The sequence below is a fragment of the [Enterobacter] lignolyticus SCF1 genome (genome assembly GCF_000164865.1).
Lineage (GTDB): Bacteria > Pseudomonadota > Gammaproteobacteria > Enterobacterales > Enterobacteriaceae > Enterobacter_B > Enterobacter_B lignolyticus.
In genome coordinates, this window is record NC_014618.1 from 4003306 (window position 1) to 4019910 (window position 16605).

14 protein-coding genes are annotated in these 16605 nt (G+C 56.4%); 7 read left to right on the forward strand and 7 right to left on the reverse strand.

Annotation, left to right across the window (positions count from 1 at the left end):
* Window positions 1-948 carry an ABC transporter permease gene (locus tag ENTCL_RS18590; protein ID WP_013367687.1) on the reverse strand — a complete coding sequence of 316 codons (948 nt, stop codon included), beginning with the start codon at window positions 946-948 and terminating at the stop codon, window positions 1-3.
* Window positions 948-2537, reverse strand: coding sequence for an ABC transporter substrate-binding protein (locus tag ENTCL_RS18595; RefSeq protein ID WP_013367688.1), 1590 nt, complete (start codon window positions 2535-2537; stop codon window positions 948-950). The genes ENTCL_RS18590 and ENTCL_RS18595 overlap by 1 nt, the downstream gene beginning before the upstream one ends.
* Window positions 2538-2730: 193 nt before the next feature.
* On the opposite strand from ENTCL_RS18595, the gene ENTCL_RS23975 reads away from it, so the two are divergent.
* A complete protein-coding gene (locus ENTCL_RS23975) occupies window positions 2731-3012 on the forward strand; it encodes a CBU_0592 family membrane protein (RefSeq protein ID WP_013367689.1) in 282 nt (93 codons plus the stop codon).
* A 128-nt stretch (window positions 3013-3140) separates the two neighbouring features.
* Here ENTCL_RS23975 and ENTCL_RS18600 read toward each other — a convergent pair whose 3' ends face one another.
* Window positions 3141-4055 carry a LysR substrate-binding domain-containing protein gene (locus ENTCL_RS18600; RefSeq protein ID WP_013367690.1) on the reverse strand — a complete coding sequence of 305 codons (915 nt, stop codon included), beginning with the start codon at window positions 4053-4055 and terminating at the stop codon, window positions 3141-3143.
* A gap of 144 nt (window positions 4056-4199) precedes the next feature.
* Window positions 4200-4673 (reverse strand): protein CreA, encoded by a 474-nt coding sequence (gene creA / locus ENTCL_RS18605; protein WP_013367691.1) that lies wholly within the window; start codon window positions 4671-4673, stop codon window positions 4200-4202.
* Window positions 4674-4881: 208 nt separating this feature from the next.
* On the opposite strand from creA, the gene robA reads away from it, so the two are divergent.
* The gene (gene robA, locus ENTCL_RS18610) at window positions 4882-5751 is read left to right on the forward strand and encodes an MDR efflux pump AcrAB transcriptional activator RobA (protein WP_013367692.1); all 870 of its coding nucleotides are present in this window, start codon (window positions 4882-4884) and stop codon (window positions 5749-5751) included.
* Here the strand turns inward: robA and gpmB are convergent.
* A complete protein-coding gene (gene gpmB / locus ENTCL_RS18615) occupies window positions 5748-6395 on the reverse strand; it encodes a 2,3-diphosphoglycerate-dependent phosphoglycerate mutase GpmB (protein ID WP_013367693.1) in 648 nt (215 codons plus the stop codon). The genes robA and gpmB overlap by 4 nt on opposite strands.
* 53 nt (window positions 6396-6448) lie before the next feature.
* Here gpmB and yjjX point away from each other — a divergent pair, with 53 nt between their 5' ends.
* Window positions 6449-6964 carry an inosine/xanthosine triphosphatase gene (yjjX, locus tag ENTCL_RS18620; RefSeq protein WP_013367694.1) on the forward strand — a complete coding sequence of 172 codons (516 nt, stop codon included), beginning with the start codon at window positions 6449-6451 and terminating at the stop codon, window positions 6962-6964.
* Here the strand turns inward: yjjX and trpR are convergent.
* Both trpR and sltY read right to left on the reverse strand, forming a co-directional pair.
* A complete protein-coding gene (gene trpR / locus ENTCL_RS18625; RefSeq protein WP_013367695.1) occupies window positions 6955-7284 on the reverse strand; it encodes a trp operon repressor in 330 nt (109 codons plus the stop codon). The two genes, yjjX and trpR, sit on opposite strands and share 10 nt — an antisense overlap.
* Window positions 7285-7383: 99 nt before the next feature.
* Window positions 7384-9321: a murein transglycosylase gene (gene sltY / locus ENTCL_RS18630; RefSeq protein WP_013367696.1), complete on the reverse strand. Its 1938-nt coding sequence runs from the start codon at window positions 9319-9321 to the stop codon at window positions 7384-7386.
* A 218-nt stretch (window positions 9322-9539) separates the two neighbouring features.
* Here sltY and ettA point away from each other — a divergent pair, with 218 nt between their 5' ends.
* The 4 genes from ettA to ENTCL_RS18650 all read left to right on the forward strand — a co-directional run bounded on the left by ettA (window position 9540) and on the right by ENTCL_RS18650 (window position 16604).
* On the forward strand, window positions 9540-11207 hold the full coding sequence (ettA, locus tag ENTCL_RS18635; RefSeq protein WP_013367697.1) for an energy-dependent translational throttle protein EttA: 1668 nt from the start codon (window positions 9540-9542) through the stop codon (window positions 11205-11207).
* Window positions 11208-11649: 442 nt separating this feature from the next.
* The gene (locus tag ENTCL_RS18640) at window positions 11650-12822 is read left to right on the forward strand and encodes a capsule polysaccharide transporter (RefSeq protein WP_013367698.1); all 1173 of its coding nucleotides are present in this window, start codon (window positions 11650-11652) and stop codon (window positions 12820-12822) included.
* Between the two features lie 31 nt (window positions 12823-12853).
* Complete coding sequence (locus ENTCL_RS18645; protein ID WP_013367699.1) at window positions 12854-14524, forward strand: polysaccharide biosynthesis/export family protein; 1671 nt, start codon at window positions 12854-12856, stop codon at window positions 14522-14524.
* Window positions 14525-14579: 55 nt separating this feature from the next.
* Entirely contained in the window at window positions 14580-16604 is a 2025-nt protein-coding gene (locus ENTCL_RS18650; RefSeq protein WP_013367700.1) for a capsular polysaccharide biosynthesis protein, read from the forward strand.
* Window position 16605 lies beyond the last annotated feature (1 nt).

Below are 16605 nucleotides of genomic sequence, written 5' to 3' on the forward strand. Positions count from 1 at the left end.
TTACCTCGCGTGTCGCAGGCGTGGGTTACACCAGATGGCCAGCAGATCGGCGGCAGTGTTGAGCAGAATGTAGGTTCCGCCAAACAGCAGCCCGCACGCCTGCACCACCGGTAAATCGCGTTTAGTCACGGCGTCCACCATCAGCTGACCTATTCCCGGATAAACGAACACCACCTCCACCAGAATCACGCCCACCACCAGGTAGGCAAGGTTGAAGGCGACAACGTTGATAATGGGCGCCAGCGCGTTAGGCAGCGCGTGTCCCAGCACAATGCGCCAGCGGGACAGCCCTTTCAGCAGCGCCGTTTCGATGTAGCTGCTGGACATTACCGCCCCGACGGAGGCCCGGGTCATGCGCAGCATATGCGCCAGCACCACCAGCACCAGCGTCAGCATCGGCAGCGTGCAGGCGTACAGCCGCTGCGCGATGCTGGCATCGGGGTCCACCAGCGCCAGGCTCGGAAACCAGGCCAGCCGGATGGCGAAAAAGATAACCAGCACATAGCCGACAAAGAATTCCGGCACCGAAATGCTCAGGAGAGTCAGCGTGTTCGCCAGCCGGTCAAACCAGGAACCGCGCCACACCGCCGAGGCTATCCCCAGCAGCACCGCCAGCGGAATGGCAATCACCGCAGCGTAAATCGCCAGAAACAGGGTGTTCGCCAGGCGGGGGAACAGCTCGGCGCCGATCGGCTGGTTGTTCGCCAGCGACGTGCCTAAATCCCCGTGCAGCACCCCGGACAACCAGTGCAGATAGCGGTAAACCGCCGGCTGATCGAGACCGAGCTGCAAACGCAGGGCAGCGACCGTTTCCGGGGTGCCGTTTTGGCCGAGAATGGCGCTCGCCACGTCGCCCGGCAGCAGCTCAGTGCCGACGAAGATCAGCACCGATACCAGCCATAACGTGAGGATGCCCAGCAGCAGGCGGTGAAGGATCTGTTTTTTCATTACGACTCCAGCCAGACGCGTTCAGCCAGACGGCCGCCCATAAAGTTGAACAGCGGGTGCGGCTTCACGCCGCCCAGTTTATTGCTGGCAGCGTCCAGGTAGTCGCCGAACAGCGGCACCATCGACCCGGCGTCGTCGCGCGCAATGCTTTGCAGCTCGCCGTAAATTTCCGCCCGCTTCTGGTCGTCCAGCAGCGACCGCGCCTGGAGCAGCAGGCTGTCGAACTTTTCATTTTTCCAGTGGGCGTCGTTCCATTTCGCCGTCGACTGCCAGGCGGTGGAGAACATCTGATCGGCCGTCGGGCGGCCGCCCCAGTACCCCATGCTGAACGGCGCCTTCATCCAGACGTCATCCCAGTAGCTGTCGGCAGGCTGGCGTTTGATATTGACCTGGATCCCGGCCGCCGCGGCTTGCCCCTGGAACAGCGCCGCCGCATCCAGCGCCCCGGCGAACGCGGCGTCGGAAGAAGAGAGCTCAACGGGAAGCGTGCTCAGCCCCGCTTTTTGCAGGTAAAATTTGGCTTTGTCCGGGTCGTACGCGCGCTGCGGCAGCGCCTTGTTGAAGAAGCGATCGGTTTTTGGAATCGGATGGTCGTTGCCTAACGCGCCGTAGCCGCGCAGCACGGTCGCCAGCAGCTTTTCGCGATCGATGCCGTACTTAATCGCCATGCGCACGTCGTTGTTGTTAAACGGCGCGACCCGACAGTCCATCAGGAACGTAAAGTGCTGGCCGCCGGAAGAACGTACGATATTCAGCGCCGGGCTGCGCTTGAGGAAATCCACCGTTTTGAAGTCCACCCGGTTGATGGCGTGCACCTGGCCGGAAATCAGGGCGTTGGTGCGCGCGGTGGCGTCGTTGATGACCAGCACCTCTACCGCGTCGACAAACGCGCGGTTCGGTTTCCAGTAGTTGGGGTTGCGTTTAAAATAAGAGCGCACGCCGGGCTGGTACTGATCGAAGACAAAACCGCCGGTGCCGATCGGCTGTTTCCAGTTGGTAAAACCGTCCGGCACGACCACCAGATGGTAATCCGCCAGCAGGAACGGTAAATCGGCATTGCCGCTGTCCAGCACAATGCTAATTTCACTGTCGCCGCTTTTTTTCAGCTCTTTGATGCTGGCGAGCTGGGTTTTGATGGCGCTTCGCGACTGCTCTCCCCGGTGCAGGTTGATAGAATAGAGAATATCCTCCACGGTCAGCGGTTTGCCATTATGGAAGGTGACGCCCTGGCGCACCTTGAAGGTCCACTCCTGTGCGCCGGGTTTCGCCTCCCAACTTTCCAGCAGCTCCGGCGTGGCCTGGTTGTTCTCATCGATTTCCACCAGGCCGTTCATCAGCATATAGGCCTGATTCAGCGGCACCCAGTCGCTGAACAGCGTTGGGTCCAGCGAGTCGCTGGTGTTGCCGCCTGACATACCGAGCTTCAGCACGCCGCCCTTCTTCGGCGTCGCCTCGGCGGCAAAACCGGCTAACGGCGAGAGCGATAGCGCCGTCCCCGCGCCGATCAGCGCCGCGGTATTGATAAATGAACGGCGACTCATGTTCACGCCTTGCAGGTATTTTTTAAAATCTGAATGCTCGTCTTTCATTTATTTTTCTCCGTTGTTATTTATCTGTCTGACCATTCGTTAGATGCCATAGCACGACTATTTATGATTTATATCAAAACCAATAAATCCTGATGTATGAGTTTTTCGTATCAGACTATGCGAAAAACGCGCAGCAGAACATCAACAAAAAAGCTAATTTCCCGATCACGGAGTCACACCAGGAAACAACAATGTGGAACTGCATACCCTTGTAGGATTAATTGGCGTATTTTGCTACTTGCTGGCGTACGCGCTAGTCCAGATGAGAAAACTATCTATAGATTCAAATAGCTACGCATGCCTGAACATTGCAGGCTGCCTCGGTGGGTTATACTCATTGAGCCACGACTTTAATTTGGCATCAGTAATATCGCAATCCATGTGGCTAATTTTTACGCTAATCGGTATGCATACTTCTTATCGTCGACGCGGGGTTATGAAAAATAAATTACCCCCGCTGGATACCCGTAAATAATACGAGGAATTATTTATTTTTATTCTACCCCGGGATTTATATAAGAAAAGGTTATGACCTCAGCCATAAATAGATAATTCACTGGTACTGCCGCGCCGGATAAAATAATCCTCCGCGGCTATTCACACTCACGCGATGTTTATATCAGTAGGATCTTGCTTCTCAAGCCAGGTCATTACGCGACGGACAACCGGCTTGATATAGCGATCTTCGGGTATCAGCAGATAGCATTTCCCGTCGGCCGCCAGCTTGCCAGGGTGCGCCGCCACCAGCTCCCCCCGATTGAGATAATCCTGCACCAGCCCTTCCCAACCGAGTAATATCCCGTCGCCGCGCAGCGCGGTTTGCACCAGGAAAGGATAGTTATTCGCCCGCCAGGTCTGACGCGGGACAAAGCTAAGGACGTTTTGCGAGGCAAACCAGTCGCTCCAGCCTGTCCACTCCCGCTGCGGATCGTCCTGAATCAGCAGCGTATGCTGCAGCAGCGCCTCAGCGGGCGCGTGGGTATCAATACGGGGCAAAAACGCGGGCGCGCACATGGGGTAGCAGATTTCATCGAACAGCGCGGTGGCGTGAAACCCGCGCGGCACATCGCGCAGATAGAAAATCGCCAGGTCGAATTCAGAGGACCGGAGATCGGCGAAGCTGTCGGAGATTTTCATGCGAATCTGCAGCTCGGGCAACTCGCGGTGCAGGGAGGAGAGCCGCGAGGACAGCCAGAGCGAGCTCATGGCGCTGGTGCAGGCGATAGTCACCTGCGGCAGCCCCGTCCAGCCCATTACCTCCGCGGTGGCGTGCGACAGCGCCGCCAGCTGCTGACGCACCCGGGCGGCATAGGCCTCGCCCCTGGGAGTGAGCAGCACGCGCCGCTGCGTGCGGGTAAAGAGCTTACATCCCAGCATCTCCTCTAGCTGCAGAATCTGGCGGCTGGTGGCGCTTTGGGTAAGATTGAGCTCCTCCGCCGCGCGCGAAATATTGCCGTAGCGGGCGACACACTCAAAGGCTATCAGGGTATTGAGGGGCGGTAAGGGTTCAATCTGCATCAATCCAGCCTCGGTCGACAACACAACGGTCACCACACACTAATGAGGAAGACTGGGGCTGACAAGCTCGTCGAAAGAGAAATGCGAGCCGCAGCAGGCTACCCTCCCGCTGCGGCAGACGCCGTGCGGCTTCCCGCGCGACGTTTACTTACTCCACGGCATAATCGGCACCGCGCTGATGGCGTTTTTCGGCGAACCTTCGACCACTTTATCCGAGTAGGTCAGGTACACCAGCGCGTTGCGTTTGGCGTCATAAAACCGCACCACCTGCAGCTTTTTGAACACCAGAGACGTGCGCTTCTGGAACACCACGTCGCCCTGCGCTTTGCCGTTTTTGATCTTATCGCTCACCTCAATCGGGCCGACCTGCTGGCAGGAAATGGCCGCATCGGAGGTGTCTTCCGCCAGCCCTAAACCACCCTTAATCCCGCCGGTTTTCGCCCGGCTGATATAGCAGGTCACATTGTTCACATCCGGATCGTCAAAAGCCTCGACAACGATCTTATGATCTGGACCAATCATCTTGAACACCGTATCGACGGAGCCAATTTGTTCAGCGTGCGCCGCTTGTCCGACCATCGCCAACAGGAGGCCGGTAATTAAACTCTTGTATTTCATATTGTTACCATTTTTGAAAATGACGTTGAGCGATTATTCACCATTGAAGCGGAAAATGTTTAAAGATCACAGCTTTACAAAAATAATAACTTAATAGCATGTAAAATCGCACTTTAGAGCAAAAAAAACACTGAATGCTAAAACATCAAAAAATGTTATTATCCGCTAACCTAGTAACAGGCATCAGCAGAAGGATGAGGACATTTATATGGATCAGGCTGGGATTATTCGCGATCTTCTAAGCTGGCTCGAAGGGCACCTTGATCAGCCTCTGTCACTGGATAACGTGGCGGCAAAAGCAGGCTATTCCAAGTGGCACCTGCAGAGAATGTTTAAAGACGTGACTGGCCATGCGATTGGTGCCTATATTCGCGCTCGTCGACTGTCGAAATCAGCGGTTGCGCTGCGTTTAACCGCGCGCCCGATTTTAGATATCGCCCTGCAGTATCGTTTCGACTCGCAGCAGACGTTTACTCGCGCCTTTAAGAAACAGTTCTCGCTGACGCCAGCGCTTTATCGCCGCTCTCCTGACTGGAGCGCGTTCGGTATGCGTCCCCCGCTGCGTCTGGGCGAATTCACGATGCCGAAGTATGAGTTCGTCATGCTTCCGGAAACCCATCTGGTCGGCGTAACTCAGAGCTATACCTGTAAGCTGGAAGAGATCTCCGATTTCCGTCAACAGATGCGCGTCCAGTTCTGGCGCGAATTCCTCGGCAACTCGCCGAGTATCCCACCGATGCTGTACGGCCTGCACGAACCGCGTCCGAATCTGGACAGAGATGACGAGCAGGAGGTGCTGTACACCACTGCGCTGACGCCGGAAATGGCCAACGGCCATTTGCAGGATGCTCATCCCGTGACGCTGGAAGGCGGCGAGTACGTGATGTTCACCTACGAAGGGCTGGGCACCGGGCTGCAGGAGTTTATTCTGACCGTCTATGGCACCTGTATGCCAATGCTGAACCTGACCCGTCGCAAGGGCCAGGATATCGAGCGTTTCTTCCCGCATAAAGAGACCATCAATCAGGAACCGCCTATCCAGCTGCGCTGCGAGTACCTGATTCCGATTCGTCGTTAACGCTGCAGTTCATCCAGCGCAGGGGCGTCCAGATGCGAGATGTCCCCTGCGGTCTCCACCACCCAGCCTGGCGCAAGCCACGGGCTTTGCTGGTAATCCACACGAGAAATCGAGCAGTTGCGTAACCGCAGGCGACGCTCCGCGTATGCCGGCAACCCCAGGATCGTGCTCATCAGACACCCCAGCGCCATACCGTGGCTGACCAGCAGCGGGCGGCTTCCCTGCGGCAGATTTAAGCAGCTCACCAGCGCGGCGTGCATACGGTCGGCCAGCTCCTGCATCGACTCGCCCTGCGGAATACGGCCGCCCGGCGTGCCGTTCACCAGCTGCCGGCGCCAGCCCTCTTCCTGCTCGGTTAACGAATCGATCAGGCGCTTCTCCAGCACGCCCATGTGCAGCTCGCGCAGGCGCGCGTCGAAGGCGACGGCGCAGCCGCAGGCGTCGGCGATAATCTCAGCAGTACGGCGCGTACGGCCAAGATCGCTTGCGATGATATGGGTGATGCCCAGGGTTCTGGCACGCTCCCCCACCTGCCAGGCCTGCTGCTCACCTTTTTCGGTCAGCGGACTGTCGGACTGGCCCTGAAGACGTCGCTCGGCGTTCCACTGCGTCTCACCGTGGCGAACAAGGTATACCTGTAACATGCTAATTATCCGTTATACTGCGATGATGATTTTTTGTCTTAAGTGTCTTGATTATGCACCAAGTTGTCTCAGCTACCACTAATCCCGCGAAAATTCGGGCCATTCTGCAGGCTTTTGCCGAGATCTTCGGCGAAGGATCCTGCCACATTGAGGCTATCGCCGTCGAGAGCGGCGTGCCGGAACAGCCAAATGGCTGCGAGGAAACGCGCGCTGGCGCACGTAACCGCATAGCAAACGCCCGCGCCAGTCGTCCTGATGCGGACTTCTGGGTGGCGATTGAAGCCGGTATTGACGATGACAGCACGTTTAGCTGGGTAGTCATTGAAAGCCGCCAGCAGCGCGGTGAAGCGCGCTCGGCGACGCTACCGCTCCCGGCGGTGATTCTGGAACGCGTACGCCAGGGCGAGGCGCTGGGCCCCGTCATGTCGCACTACACGGGAATTGACGAGATTGGCCGTAAGGAAGGCGCCATCGGCGTGTTCACGGCCGGGAAGCTGACCCGCAGCAGCGTCTACTATCAGGCCGTGATCCTGGCGCTTAGCCCGTTTCACAACGCCGTTTATCGCTGAGTGTCGGGCAGCGCCTGCTCCAGCCACTGACGCAGATCAACGGGCGCCGATTTCAGGCTGTTCGAACCGCGGGTGATGGTCGCAATGCCCGCGCCGAGCTCGCTTTTCAGCTCGCGCTGGCTCATTTCGCCGCGCAGCAGCTCTTCGATAATCCGCACGCGGGTGCCGAGCGCCTCCCGCTCATCCGGCGTCATCATCAGATTGAGCAGGGGCAAGTGTAAATCAGCCTCGTACGCTTTACGCAGCAGCTCGACGAAACGAAGCCATTCCTGGTTGCGCTGTTCGGCAAGCGCCGCTGAATAAGGGGATTGTTGAGTCATGTTACGCCACCATATTGGGGCGGATGGCCAGGGCCATCCGCCGGATGTACTCTTTTGCGAGTACAAGCATAACATACTCCGCCGAAACGGGGACAGGGATCAATAACGCTGCTGCCACTCGCCTTTTGTCAGAATCACCGGCTGCTCGCCCATGAAGTAGCGATAGTAGGCGTCGTAGGCCAGCACGTTTTTCACGTATCCCCGCGTTTCCGAGAACGGAATGCTCTCGACAAAGGCCACCGCATCAATGCGTCCGGCGCTGTTGCCCTGCCAGGTGCGCACGCGTCCCGGCCCGGCGTTATAGGCCGCCGAGGCATAAATGCGGTTATTGCCGAACTGCTGGTACACGTACTGCAGGTACAGCGTGCCGATATTGATATTGGTTTCCGGGTCGAGCAGCTGGTTCGGGCTGCTGTAGCCTGGTACGTTGAACATCTTCACGGTATGCGTCGCGGTTCCCGGCATTATCTGCATCAACCCGGAGGCGCCGACGGGGGAGCGAATTTTAGGGTTCCAGGCGCTCTCCTGGCGGGCGATCGCCATCGCATAGCTCTTGTCGTAGCCCTTATCGCTGGTGTAGTGGGCAAACAGATCCTTATAGGCTAACGGGAAACGCTCCTGCAGGTTATCCCACAGCTTACCGGCGATAGTGGCCTGCACGCTGAGATCCCACCAGCCCTGATCGTAGGCATACCGCGCCAGCTGCGACTGCTCATTGCGCGTGCGGCTGGTCACCAGGTTGGCCCATTCGCTGCGCGCGGTGTTATCCATATTCCAGTACATCAGCTCGCGCACGCGCATCATTTCCGGGCCGCTGACCAGCAGCGGAGCCACGGTTCCTTCCGGTTTTTCCACCCGCACCGGGTAGTCCTCGCCCAACCGCTGGGCCGCGACCATCGGGTAGAAACCGCGCAGCTGCATCAGCGAGCGCAGAATGCTTTTCGCCTCATCGTCACGGCCGCGCTCCAGCAGCAGATCCGCCTGCCAGTAGCGCCATTCGTCCTTTTCTTTCGCCTCCATCGGCAGGCGGGCAAGCCAGGTGTTCAGGCCATGGCGATCGCCCTCGCCCAGCGCCATGCGCACGCGGCGCTCCACGAGCGAGGTTGACTGCGAGCGCATCACCGCGTCATCACGCCAGCGGGCCTGTTCGTCCGTGACGTCCGTTCCCATTAAGCGCCAGGCGACAATATCGCGCAGCGCCTGGGTCTGATCCTCATTGAGCTTCTGCGCCTGCGTCAGCATCGGCAGCATCAGGCGGGCATTCTCCACGTCCTGACGCGCCACGCTTTCAAAGGCTTCTGCCGCCATCTGCCGCGTAAAATCGGTCGCGCCGGTGCTTTGCGCAAAGCTCAGCACGCTGTTGGGGTTATTCGCCAGACTCACAATGGCTGACGAGATAGCCTGGTAGCTGGCGGGCATCTGCCCGGCAAGCGAGGTGACCAGAGCGGTATTTCCGGCCTTCATCGCCAGGCGAATTCGCTCCAGATAAGCCAGCGGATCCTGCGCGCCCGATGAGCGCCAGGCGCTGAAGAGCTTATCGCAGGCCGCAGGCTGGTTTTTGCCGGTCAGCCAGAGATCTTTCGCCCCGGCCCAGGCGTCCTGGGTCAGGCCAGTGCTGTATTTCGCGTAGTAGTAATTACACTGGGCCTCGGCGGTGCCCGGCTTCTCTGGGCTAAACGCCAGCAGCCCCCGCCAGTCTTCCCGGCGTGCCAGCTCGTTCACAAAGCGGTTTTGCAGGGTACGCGCCGGCGGCAGCGTCGGATTGGCGCGCACGAACTCGCTGACGGTAATGGCGGGCTCATTCATCAGATCGTCGGTTATCTGACGGTACTCCAGGTACGGGTAAAGCGGATAATTCTTCAGCGTCGGCATCAGCTGGTCGACGACGTCCATCTGGCGGTTATCCCACGCCTGCTTAATCTGGGCATAGCGGCTGCGCTGTTCATCCAGTGAATCCGCATGTACTGCGTAGCTGACCGTCAGCAGGCAGGCGCTGGCCGCCAGAAGACGCCACATCATGGGTTGGGCTTTTTCCACAAGCGCTTCCTCTTTCAAAATGCGTCAATGCAGCATCGTGCCGCGTAAAAGACTGTTTCTGGTAATTATGCTAACCAGACATTGCGTATTGCGCCACGTCATGAACACTTTTTTACCTTTAATGTTACTGCGATCGCCTCGCTGGGATTACAGCATGAAAAAGGCTACACTTCGCAGCTGAATACTATTTCTTTACTATAAAAGAGGCGAAGTCCAACGTGGCTCAATTCGTTTATACCATGCATCGTGTCGGCAAAGTGGTTCCGCCGAAACGTCATATCCTGAAAAATATTTCGCTGAGCTTCTTCCCTGGCGCAAAAATCGGCGTTCTCGGTCTGAACGGCGCCGGTAAATCCACCCTGCTGCGCATCATGGCGGGTATCGATACCGATATCGAAGGCGAAGCGCGCCCGCAGCCAGGCATCAAAATTGGCTACCTGCCGCAGGAGCCGCAGCTTAACCCTGAGCACACCGTTCGTGAATCCGTTGAAGAGGCGGTTGCCGAAGTGGTTAACGCGCTGAAGGGGCTGGACGAAGTGTACGCGAAGTACGCTGAACCGGACGCTGACTTCGACAAACTCGCCGCACAGCAGGGCAAGTTTGAAGAGATAATCCAGGCCCACGACGGTCACAACCTGAACGTACAGCTGGAGCGCGCGGCTGATGCCCTGCGCCTGCCGGACTGGGATGCGAAAATCGCGAATCTTTCCGGTGGTGAGCGCCGCCGCGTGGCGCTGTGCCGTCTGCTGCTGGAAAAGCCGGACATGCTGCTGCTCGACGAACCGACCAACCACCTGGATGCGGAATCCGTGGCCTGGCTGGAACGTTTCCTGCACGACTTCGAAGGCACCGTTGTGGCGATTACCCACGACCGTTACTTCCTCGACAACGTAGCAGGTTGGATCCTGGAGCTTGACCGCGGCGAAGGCATTCCGTGGGAAGGTAACTACTCCTCCTGGCTGGAGCAGAAAGATCAGCGTCTGGCGCAGGAAGCGTCGGCTGAAGCGGCTCGTCGCAAGTCTATCGAGAAAGAGCTGGAGTGGGTTCGTCAGGGCGCGAAAGGCCGTCAGTCCAAGGGCAAAGCCCGTCTGGCGCGCTTTGAAGAGCTCAACAGCACCGAGTACCAGAAACGTAACGAAACCAACGAACTGTTTATTCCGCCTGGCGCACGCCTCGGGGATAAAGTGGTTGAGGTCAGCAACCTGCGTAAGTCTTACGGCGACCGCCTGCTGATTGACGACCTGAGCTTCTCCGTACCGAAAGGGGCGATTGTCGGCATCATTGGTCCAAACGGCGCGGGTAAATCGACCCTGTTCCGTATGATGTCCGGCCAGGAACAGCCTGACAGCGGTTCTATCACCCTGGGCGATACCGTGAAGCTGGCCTCCGTTGATCAGTTCCGCGACGCGATGGATAACAGCAAAACCGTGTGGGAAGAAGTCTCCGGCGGTCTGGATATCATGCGTATCGGCAACACCGAAATGCCGAGTCGCGCCTACGTTGGCCGCTTTAACTTCAAAGGCACCGACCAGGGCAAACGCGTGGGCGAGCTGTCCGGCGGCGAGCGCGGTCGTCTGCACCTGGCGAAACTGCTGCAGGTTGGCGGCAACGTGCTGCTGCTCGATGAACCGACCAACGACCTGGATATCGAAACTCTGCGCGCGCTGGAAAACGCCCTGCTGGAGTTCCCGGGCTGCGCGATGGTTATCTCGCACGACCGTTGGTTCCTCGACCGTATCGCCACCCATATCCTCGACTACCAGGATGAAGGTAAAGTGGAGTTCTTCGAAGGCAACTTCACCGAGTACGAAGAGTATAAGAAACGCACCCTCGGCGCCGACGCGCTGGAGCCGAAGCGTATCAAGTACAAACGTATCGCGAAGTAATCTCCCCCAGGCGAATGGCGAAAGCCATTCGCTTTATTATTACTTAATACTAATTACAAAAAAATTAAAACCATTCCCATCAATATTAAATATTGTTCATTTTTATATATCTACGCGCACCGACTCCCGTCTTTCATAAAAAATTCAAATGCAATCCGCCAAAGATAAATACGCCATCCTTTATGGCTATTGAGCAGGCACATAAACTGTGTTAAAAAATTCCCGTCAACGTTGAATGGCTATTATTCATGGTAATTATCCATGGAATGGAAACCATCGAATACGAAAACGTTATTTTATCGCAAAGGAATGACATGCTATTTCCCATCACACTTCATGCGTTATTCAGCTATGGGCGCCGCAGTGAACATGCGGGGTAACGGGCGTAACTCACACCGCAATTCATTCGCCTTATTTATTAACTTATATTATTGAATAACTCATGAATATTAAGCAACGTCTGCTCAGTAAGACTTTTTCCAGAAAAAGCATCGCATTCTACGTCGCGACGTCAACGAAGGTGCGGAATATTGATATCCAGCGTCATTTGTGGAAAGCCGTTATCGCTTTACCGATGAGCCTCCTCATCATCTATCTGATCATTTTCAGCCAGCCGCGTTTTGTCAGCGAGTCAAAGGTTGCCGTCAAACGCCCTAACGATCTTGACACCTCCAGCCTGAACGTGGGCCTGCTGCTTGGCGCCTCGAACCCCTCTTCCGCCGAGGATTCTCTGTACCTGAAAGAGTACATGAACTCGCCGGACATGCTGCAAATACTGGATAAAAAACTCGATTTCCATCGAGCCTTTGGTCAAAGCGGCTGGGATTTTTTGTTTCACCTGCCGGCTGATATTAGCGCAGAACGGTATCTGGAGTATTACCGGGCGCGGCTGGCCGTCGATTACGACGAAAAGACCGGCCTGCTCACTATCCAGACGCAGGGTTTTACCCCTGAGTTTGCCCAGGTGTTCAACCAGACAATCCTGAAGGAGTCAGAGCGGTTCATTAACGAGCTCTCCCATAAAATCTCGCGCGAGCAGATGCAGTTTGCCGAAGACGAGCTACAGCAGGCCAAAGAGCGTCTGAACCTCAGTAAAAACCGCCTGCTGTCATACCAGAACAGCAATAACGTTCTTGATCCTGCGGCATCCGCCGAGGCGGCAACCACTCTGGTCAATACGCTGGTCAGCAAAAAAATAGAAATGGAAGCCGATTTACGCAACCTGCTGACGTATTTACGCGAGGACGCGCCTCAGGTGGTCAGTACCAGAAACGCCATCAAATCATTACAGGCGCAAATTGATGTTGAACAAAATAAAATCACTGCCCCTGACGGGAAAAAACTCAACAGTATGGCGGCCGATTTTGAAGACCTTAAATCGACGGTAAAATTTGATAATGACCTTTACGCATTAGCACTTCAGGCTATCGAGAAAACCCGTCTGGAAAGCGCGCGAAAGTTAAAAACGTTATCCGTCATCAGCTCGCCGCAATTACCGCAAGAATCCAGATTTCCAGATATTCCGTATCTTCTGGCCAGTTGGTTATTGGTGTGCTGTCTGCTTTTTGGCACCGCCAAATTATTGATCGCAATTATTGAAGATCATAAGGACTGATGCCTCACCAGCATCATTAACAGAGCCTATTATGAAATTAGTTAAATCGATTCTTGTTCTTACCCTTTTGCATTCCTGCCAGAGCCTGGCGGTCGGAATTACCGCCGACCCACAGCTTACTGGCGCAGCAGGATTATCGACGCTGCTCGCGGCCAAAGCGCAAACGACAGACAGCAGCGGTTTCGATAATACCCCGCCGCCCCTCCCGGACCCGGTCATGAGCCGTATGTTCGGCGCGCAGCTGTTCACCGGCGCAATGACGGACAGCGGCGCCGCTATCGGTTTTAACCCCAATTACGTCATCGGGCTTGGCGATACCATTCAGATAAGGCTGTGGGGCGCGTTCAACTTTGACGGCGCCCTGCCCGTGGATCCGAAAGGCAACATTTTTGTGCCGAATGTCGGTCCGCTAAAGGTTAACGGCGTCAGCAACGGCCAGCTAAACAGCCTGGTCACCGCCAAAGTGAAAGACGTTTATCAGTCGAACGTGAACGTATACGCCTCCCTGCTGCAGGCCCAGCCGGTAAAAGTTTTCGTGACGGGCTATGTCAGAAACCCCGGGCTGTACGGCGGCGTCGCCTCCGACTCGCTGCTCTCTTATCTGAGTAAAGCCGGCGGCGTCGACAGCGAACGCGGCAGCTATGTCGACATCACCGTAAAACGCGGTAAATCGGTGCGCTCCCACGTTAACCTGTATGACTTTTTACTGAACGGCTCGCTGAGCCTGTCGCAGTTTGCCGATGGCGATACCATTGTGGTCGGCCCGCGGCAATACACCTTCAGCGTCGATGGCGACGTTTATAACAGCTACGACTTTGAATTTCAGGACAGCACCATTTCGGTCGGGGAGGCCCTCACCTGGGCGCGGCCCAAACCCGGCGCGACGCATTTCACCATCATCCGGCAACAGGGTGCGATGAAACGCACCGAGTACTACCCCCTCAGCAGCGCCTCCGGAAAGACGCTGCAGGATGGCGATAAGCTGATCATCAGCTCCGATCGCTATGCCGGCACCATCCAGGTCCGTATTGAAGGCGCGCACTCCGGCGAACACGCGATTGTCCTGCCGTACGGTTCAACAATGAAGCAGGTGCTGGCACAGATAAGACCGAACACCATGTCCCAGCTCAACAGTATTCAGCTGTATCGCCACTCTGTGGCCATACGGCAAAAAGAGATGCTGAACACCTCGCTGCAAAAGCTGGAAGAGGCCTCTTTATCCTCACAATCCGCAACGCAGGAAGAAGCCCGGCTACGCGTCCAGGAGGCGCAGCTCGTCAGCCGTTTTGTCGCCAAAGCCCGCACCGTTGTCCCCAAAGGCCAGGTCGTACTTAACGAAAACAATATCGACAGCGTGATTCTGGAGGATGGCGATGTCGTGACGATCCCCGAAAAAACCTCGCTGGTCATGATCCACGGCTCGGTGCTTTTCCCCAATGCTATCTCCTGGGAGAAGAAGCTCGATGTCGATGACTACATCGAAAAATGCGGCGGCCTGACGCAGAAATCCGGGCAATCGAAAATCATCGTCATTCACCAGGATGGCTCCGCGGTGGATGCCAGCGATGTGGATGATGTGAAACCCGGTGACGAAATCATGGTCCTGCCGAAATACGAAACCAAAAACCTGGAAGTCACTCGCGGTCTCTCCACCATTTTGTACCAGCTGGCGGTGGCGGCCAAAGTCATTCTGGAACTCTGATTGAGAACGGCTGGCGGCGCAAAAATGCCGTCAGCAAACATGGAAGCAGGATGTCATGATTGGGATATTTTCATCCGGGATCTGGCGGATCCCTCATCTGGAAGCGCTGCTGGGCCAGCCCTGTCGCAGGCTTTCTTCCTTATCTGCAAAAGCCCGCGGCCTGCAGGCTATTGCGGTCTGGGGCGAGCGCCCGACGTCGCAGCGCCCCATTGCGCTGGCAAAGAAGGCCGGGCTTCCGGTGATTCGCCTTGAGGATGGTTTTATTCGCTCTCTCGGGCTGGGCATAAATGGCGACCCGCCGCTTTCCATCGTGACGGATGACCTGGGAATTTATTATGACGCCAGCCGTGCCAGCCGGCTGGAAAAACTGATTCAGGATAGCGCAGGAAATGCGGCATTTGCCGCCAGAACCCTGCAGGCCATTGACATGGTGGTACAAAACGACCTGTCAAAATACAACCATGCTCCCCCTTTCTCTGGTAGCCCCACCGGCAAAGAAACCGTCCTGGTTGTCGATCAGACCCAGGGCGATGTGTCGGTCACCCTTGGAGGAGCAACCGAGCGCCAGTTTGCCGCCATGCTGTCGCGGGCGATTGCGGAACACCCTGACGCTGATATTTGGGTGAAAACGCATCCGGATGTTTTGTGCGGCAAAAAACGGGGGTATCTGTCTGTCCTTCCCGATTCGTCGCAGGTACGGCTTCTGGCGCAGGATGTCAGCCCCCAGTCGCTGTTGCGCCACGTCGGCCATGTGTATACCGTCACGTCGCAGTATGGTTTTGAGGCGCTTATTGCCGGTAAAAAAGTCACCTGCTTTGGCCTGCCATGGTATGCCGGCTGGGGGCTCACGGATGACAGGCACCCGCTCGCCGCCCGGCTTGCCGAAAGACGCGGTAATGCCTCGCTGTCGGATCTGGTCAGCGCCGCCTGGTTTCGCTATGCCCGCTATGTGGACCCGCAAACCGGCACGCCCTGCTCGCTGTTCAGGGTACTGGAACACCTCAAACTGCAGCGGGCGCATCACATTATCCGTCGGGGGGCGCTATGGGCGCCAGGTATGACGCTCTGGAAGGGCAGCATCATTAAGCCATTCCTGAAAACGACGGACAACCAGTTAATTTTCAGTAAACATCCCGGAAACGCCAGCGTTTGTATTGCCTGGGGAGTGAACGGCGAAAAACGCTGGCAGCCGTCAGCGGAAAAACTGGGGATACCGGTATGGCGCATGGAGGACGGTTTCCTGCGTTCCGCCGGGTTAGGTTCTGACCTGCAGCCACCGCTTTCTTTGGTCCTCGATAAAACCGGTATTTACTATGATGCGACCCGACCGAGCGATTTGGAGCACCTGCTCAACCACTCGCAGCTTACCCCCGCGCAACGGCTACGCGCCGGGGCTCTGCAGCAGACATTAGTCACCAGTAAAGTCAGCAAATACAACCTCGGCGCCCGCTGGCGATTGCCGCCAGAAGCGGCTGGCAGACGCGTGCTGCTGGTGCCAGGCCAGGTCGAAAATGATGCCTCCATTGCGACCGGCACCTTTTCTGTCAACACCAACTTAAGCCTGCTGCAGACCGCACGCAGCGCAAACCCGGACGCGTTCATTATCTATAAGCCGCATCCGGATGTTCTGGCCGGTAACCGCCCCGGACATATCCCCGAGGAAACGGCGGGCTGTCTGGCCGATATCATTGTGCGGGATGCCGATATTATCGAGTGTATCCAGCAGGTCGATGAAGTTCACACCATGACGTCGCTCTGCGGCTTCGAGGCGCTTATTCATGGTAAAGCGGTTCACTGCTACGGCATGCCATTCTATGCCGGGTGGGGACTGACCCACGATATACACCACTGCCAGCGTCGGATTCGGAAATTAACATTGCTGGACCTTATTTATCAGACCTTGATTATTTACCCAACATATATCAATCCGGCTAATAAGGTAATTATCAATGTAGAACAAGCAATAGAAATTCTCTCATTTCTACCAAAAGAAAAACTAGCGGGTACCAAACCTAAGTCGAGTCGATGCAGGAGAGTTCTTAAGAAAGCCATCAATCTTTACAAGATTAAATTTGATTAAT

Bases quoted from the DNA above. Each gene is read 5' to 3' on its own strand.
- ENTCL_RS18590 (WP_013367687.1), bottom strand. From the start codon at position 948: ATGAAAAAACAGATCCTTCACCGCCTGCTGCTGGGCATCCTCACGTTA.
- ENTCL_RS18595 (WP_013367688.1), bottom strand. From the start codon at position 2,537: ATGAAAGACGAGCATTCAGATTTTAAAAAATACCTGCAAGGCGTGAAC.
- ENTCL_RS18600 (WP_013367690.1), bottom strand. From the start codon at position 4,055: ATGCAGATTGAACCCTTACCGCCCCTCAATACCCTGATAGCCTTTGAG.
- creA (WP_013367691.1), bottom strand. From the start codon at position 4,673: ATGAAATACAAGAGTTTAATTACCGGCCTCCTGTTGGCGATGGTCGGA.
- robA (WP_013367692.1), top strand. From the start codon at position 4,882: ATGGATCAGGCTGGGATTATTCGCGATCTTCTAAGCTGGCTCGAAGGG.
- gpmB (WP_013367693.1), bottom strand. From the start codon at position 6,395: ATGTTACAGGTATACCTTGTTCGCCACGGTGAGACGCAGTGGAACGCC.
- yjjX (WP_013367694.1), top strand. From the start codon at position 6,449: ATGCACCAAGTTGTCTCAGCTACCACTAATCCCGCGAAAATTCGGGCC.
- trpR (WP_013367695.1), bottom strand. From the start codon at position 7,284: ATGACTCAACAATCCCCTTATTCAGCGGCGCTTGCCGAACAGCGCAAC.
- ENTCL_RS18640 (WP_013367698.1), top strand. From the start codon at position 11,650: ATGAATATTAAGCAACGTCTGCTCAGTAAGACTTTTTCCAGAAAAAGC.
- ENTCL_RS18645 (WP_013367699.1), top strand. From the start codon at position 12,854: ATGAAATTAGTTAAATCGATTCTTGTTCTTACCCTTTTGCATTCCTGC.
- ENTCL_RS18650 (WP_013367700.1), top strand. From the start codon at position 14,580: ATGATTGGGATATTTTCATCCGGGATCTGGCGGATCCCTCATCTGGAA.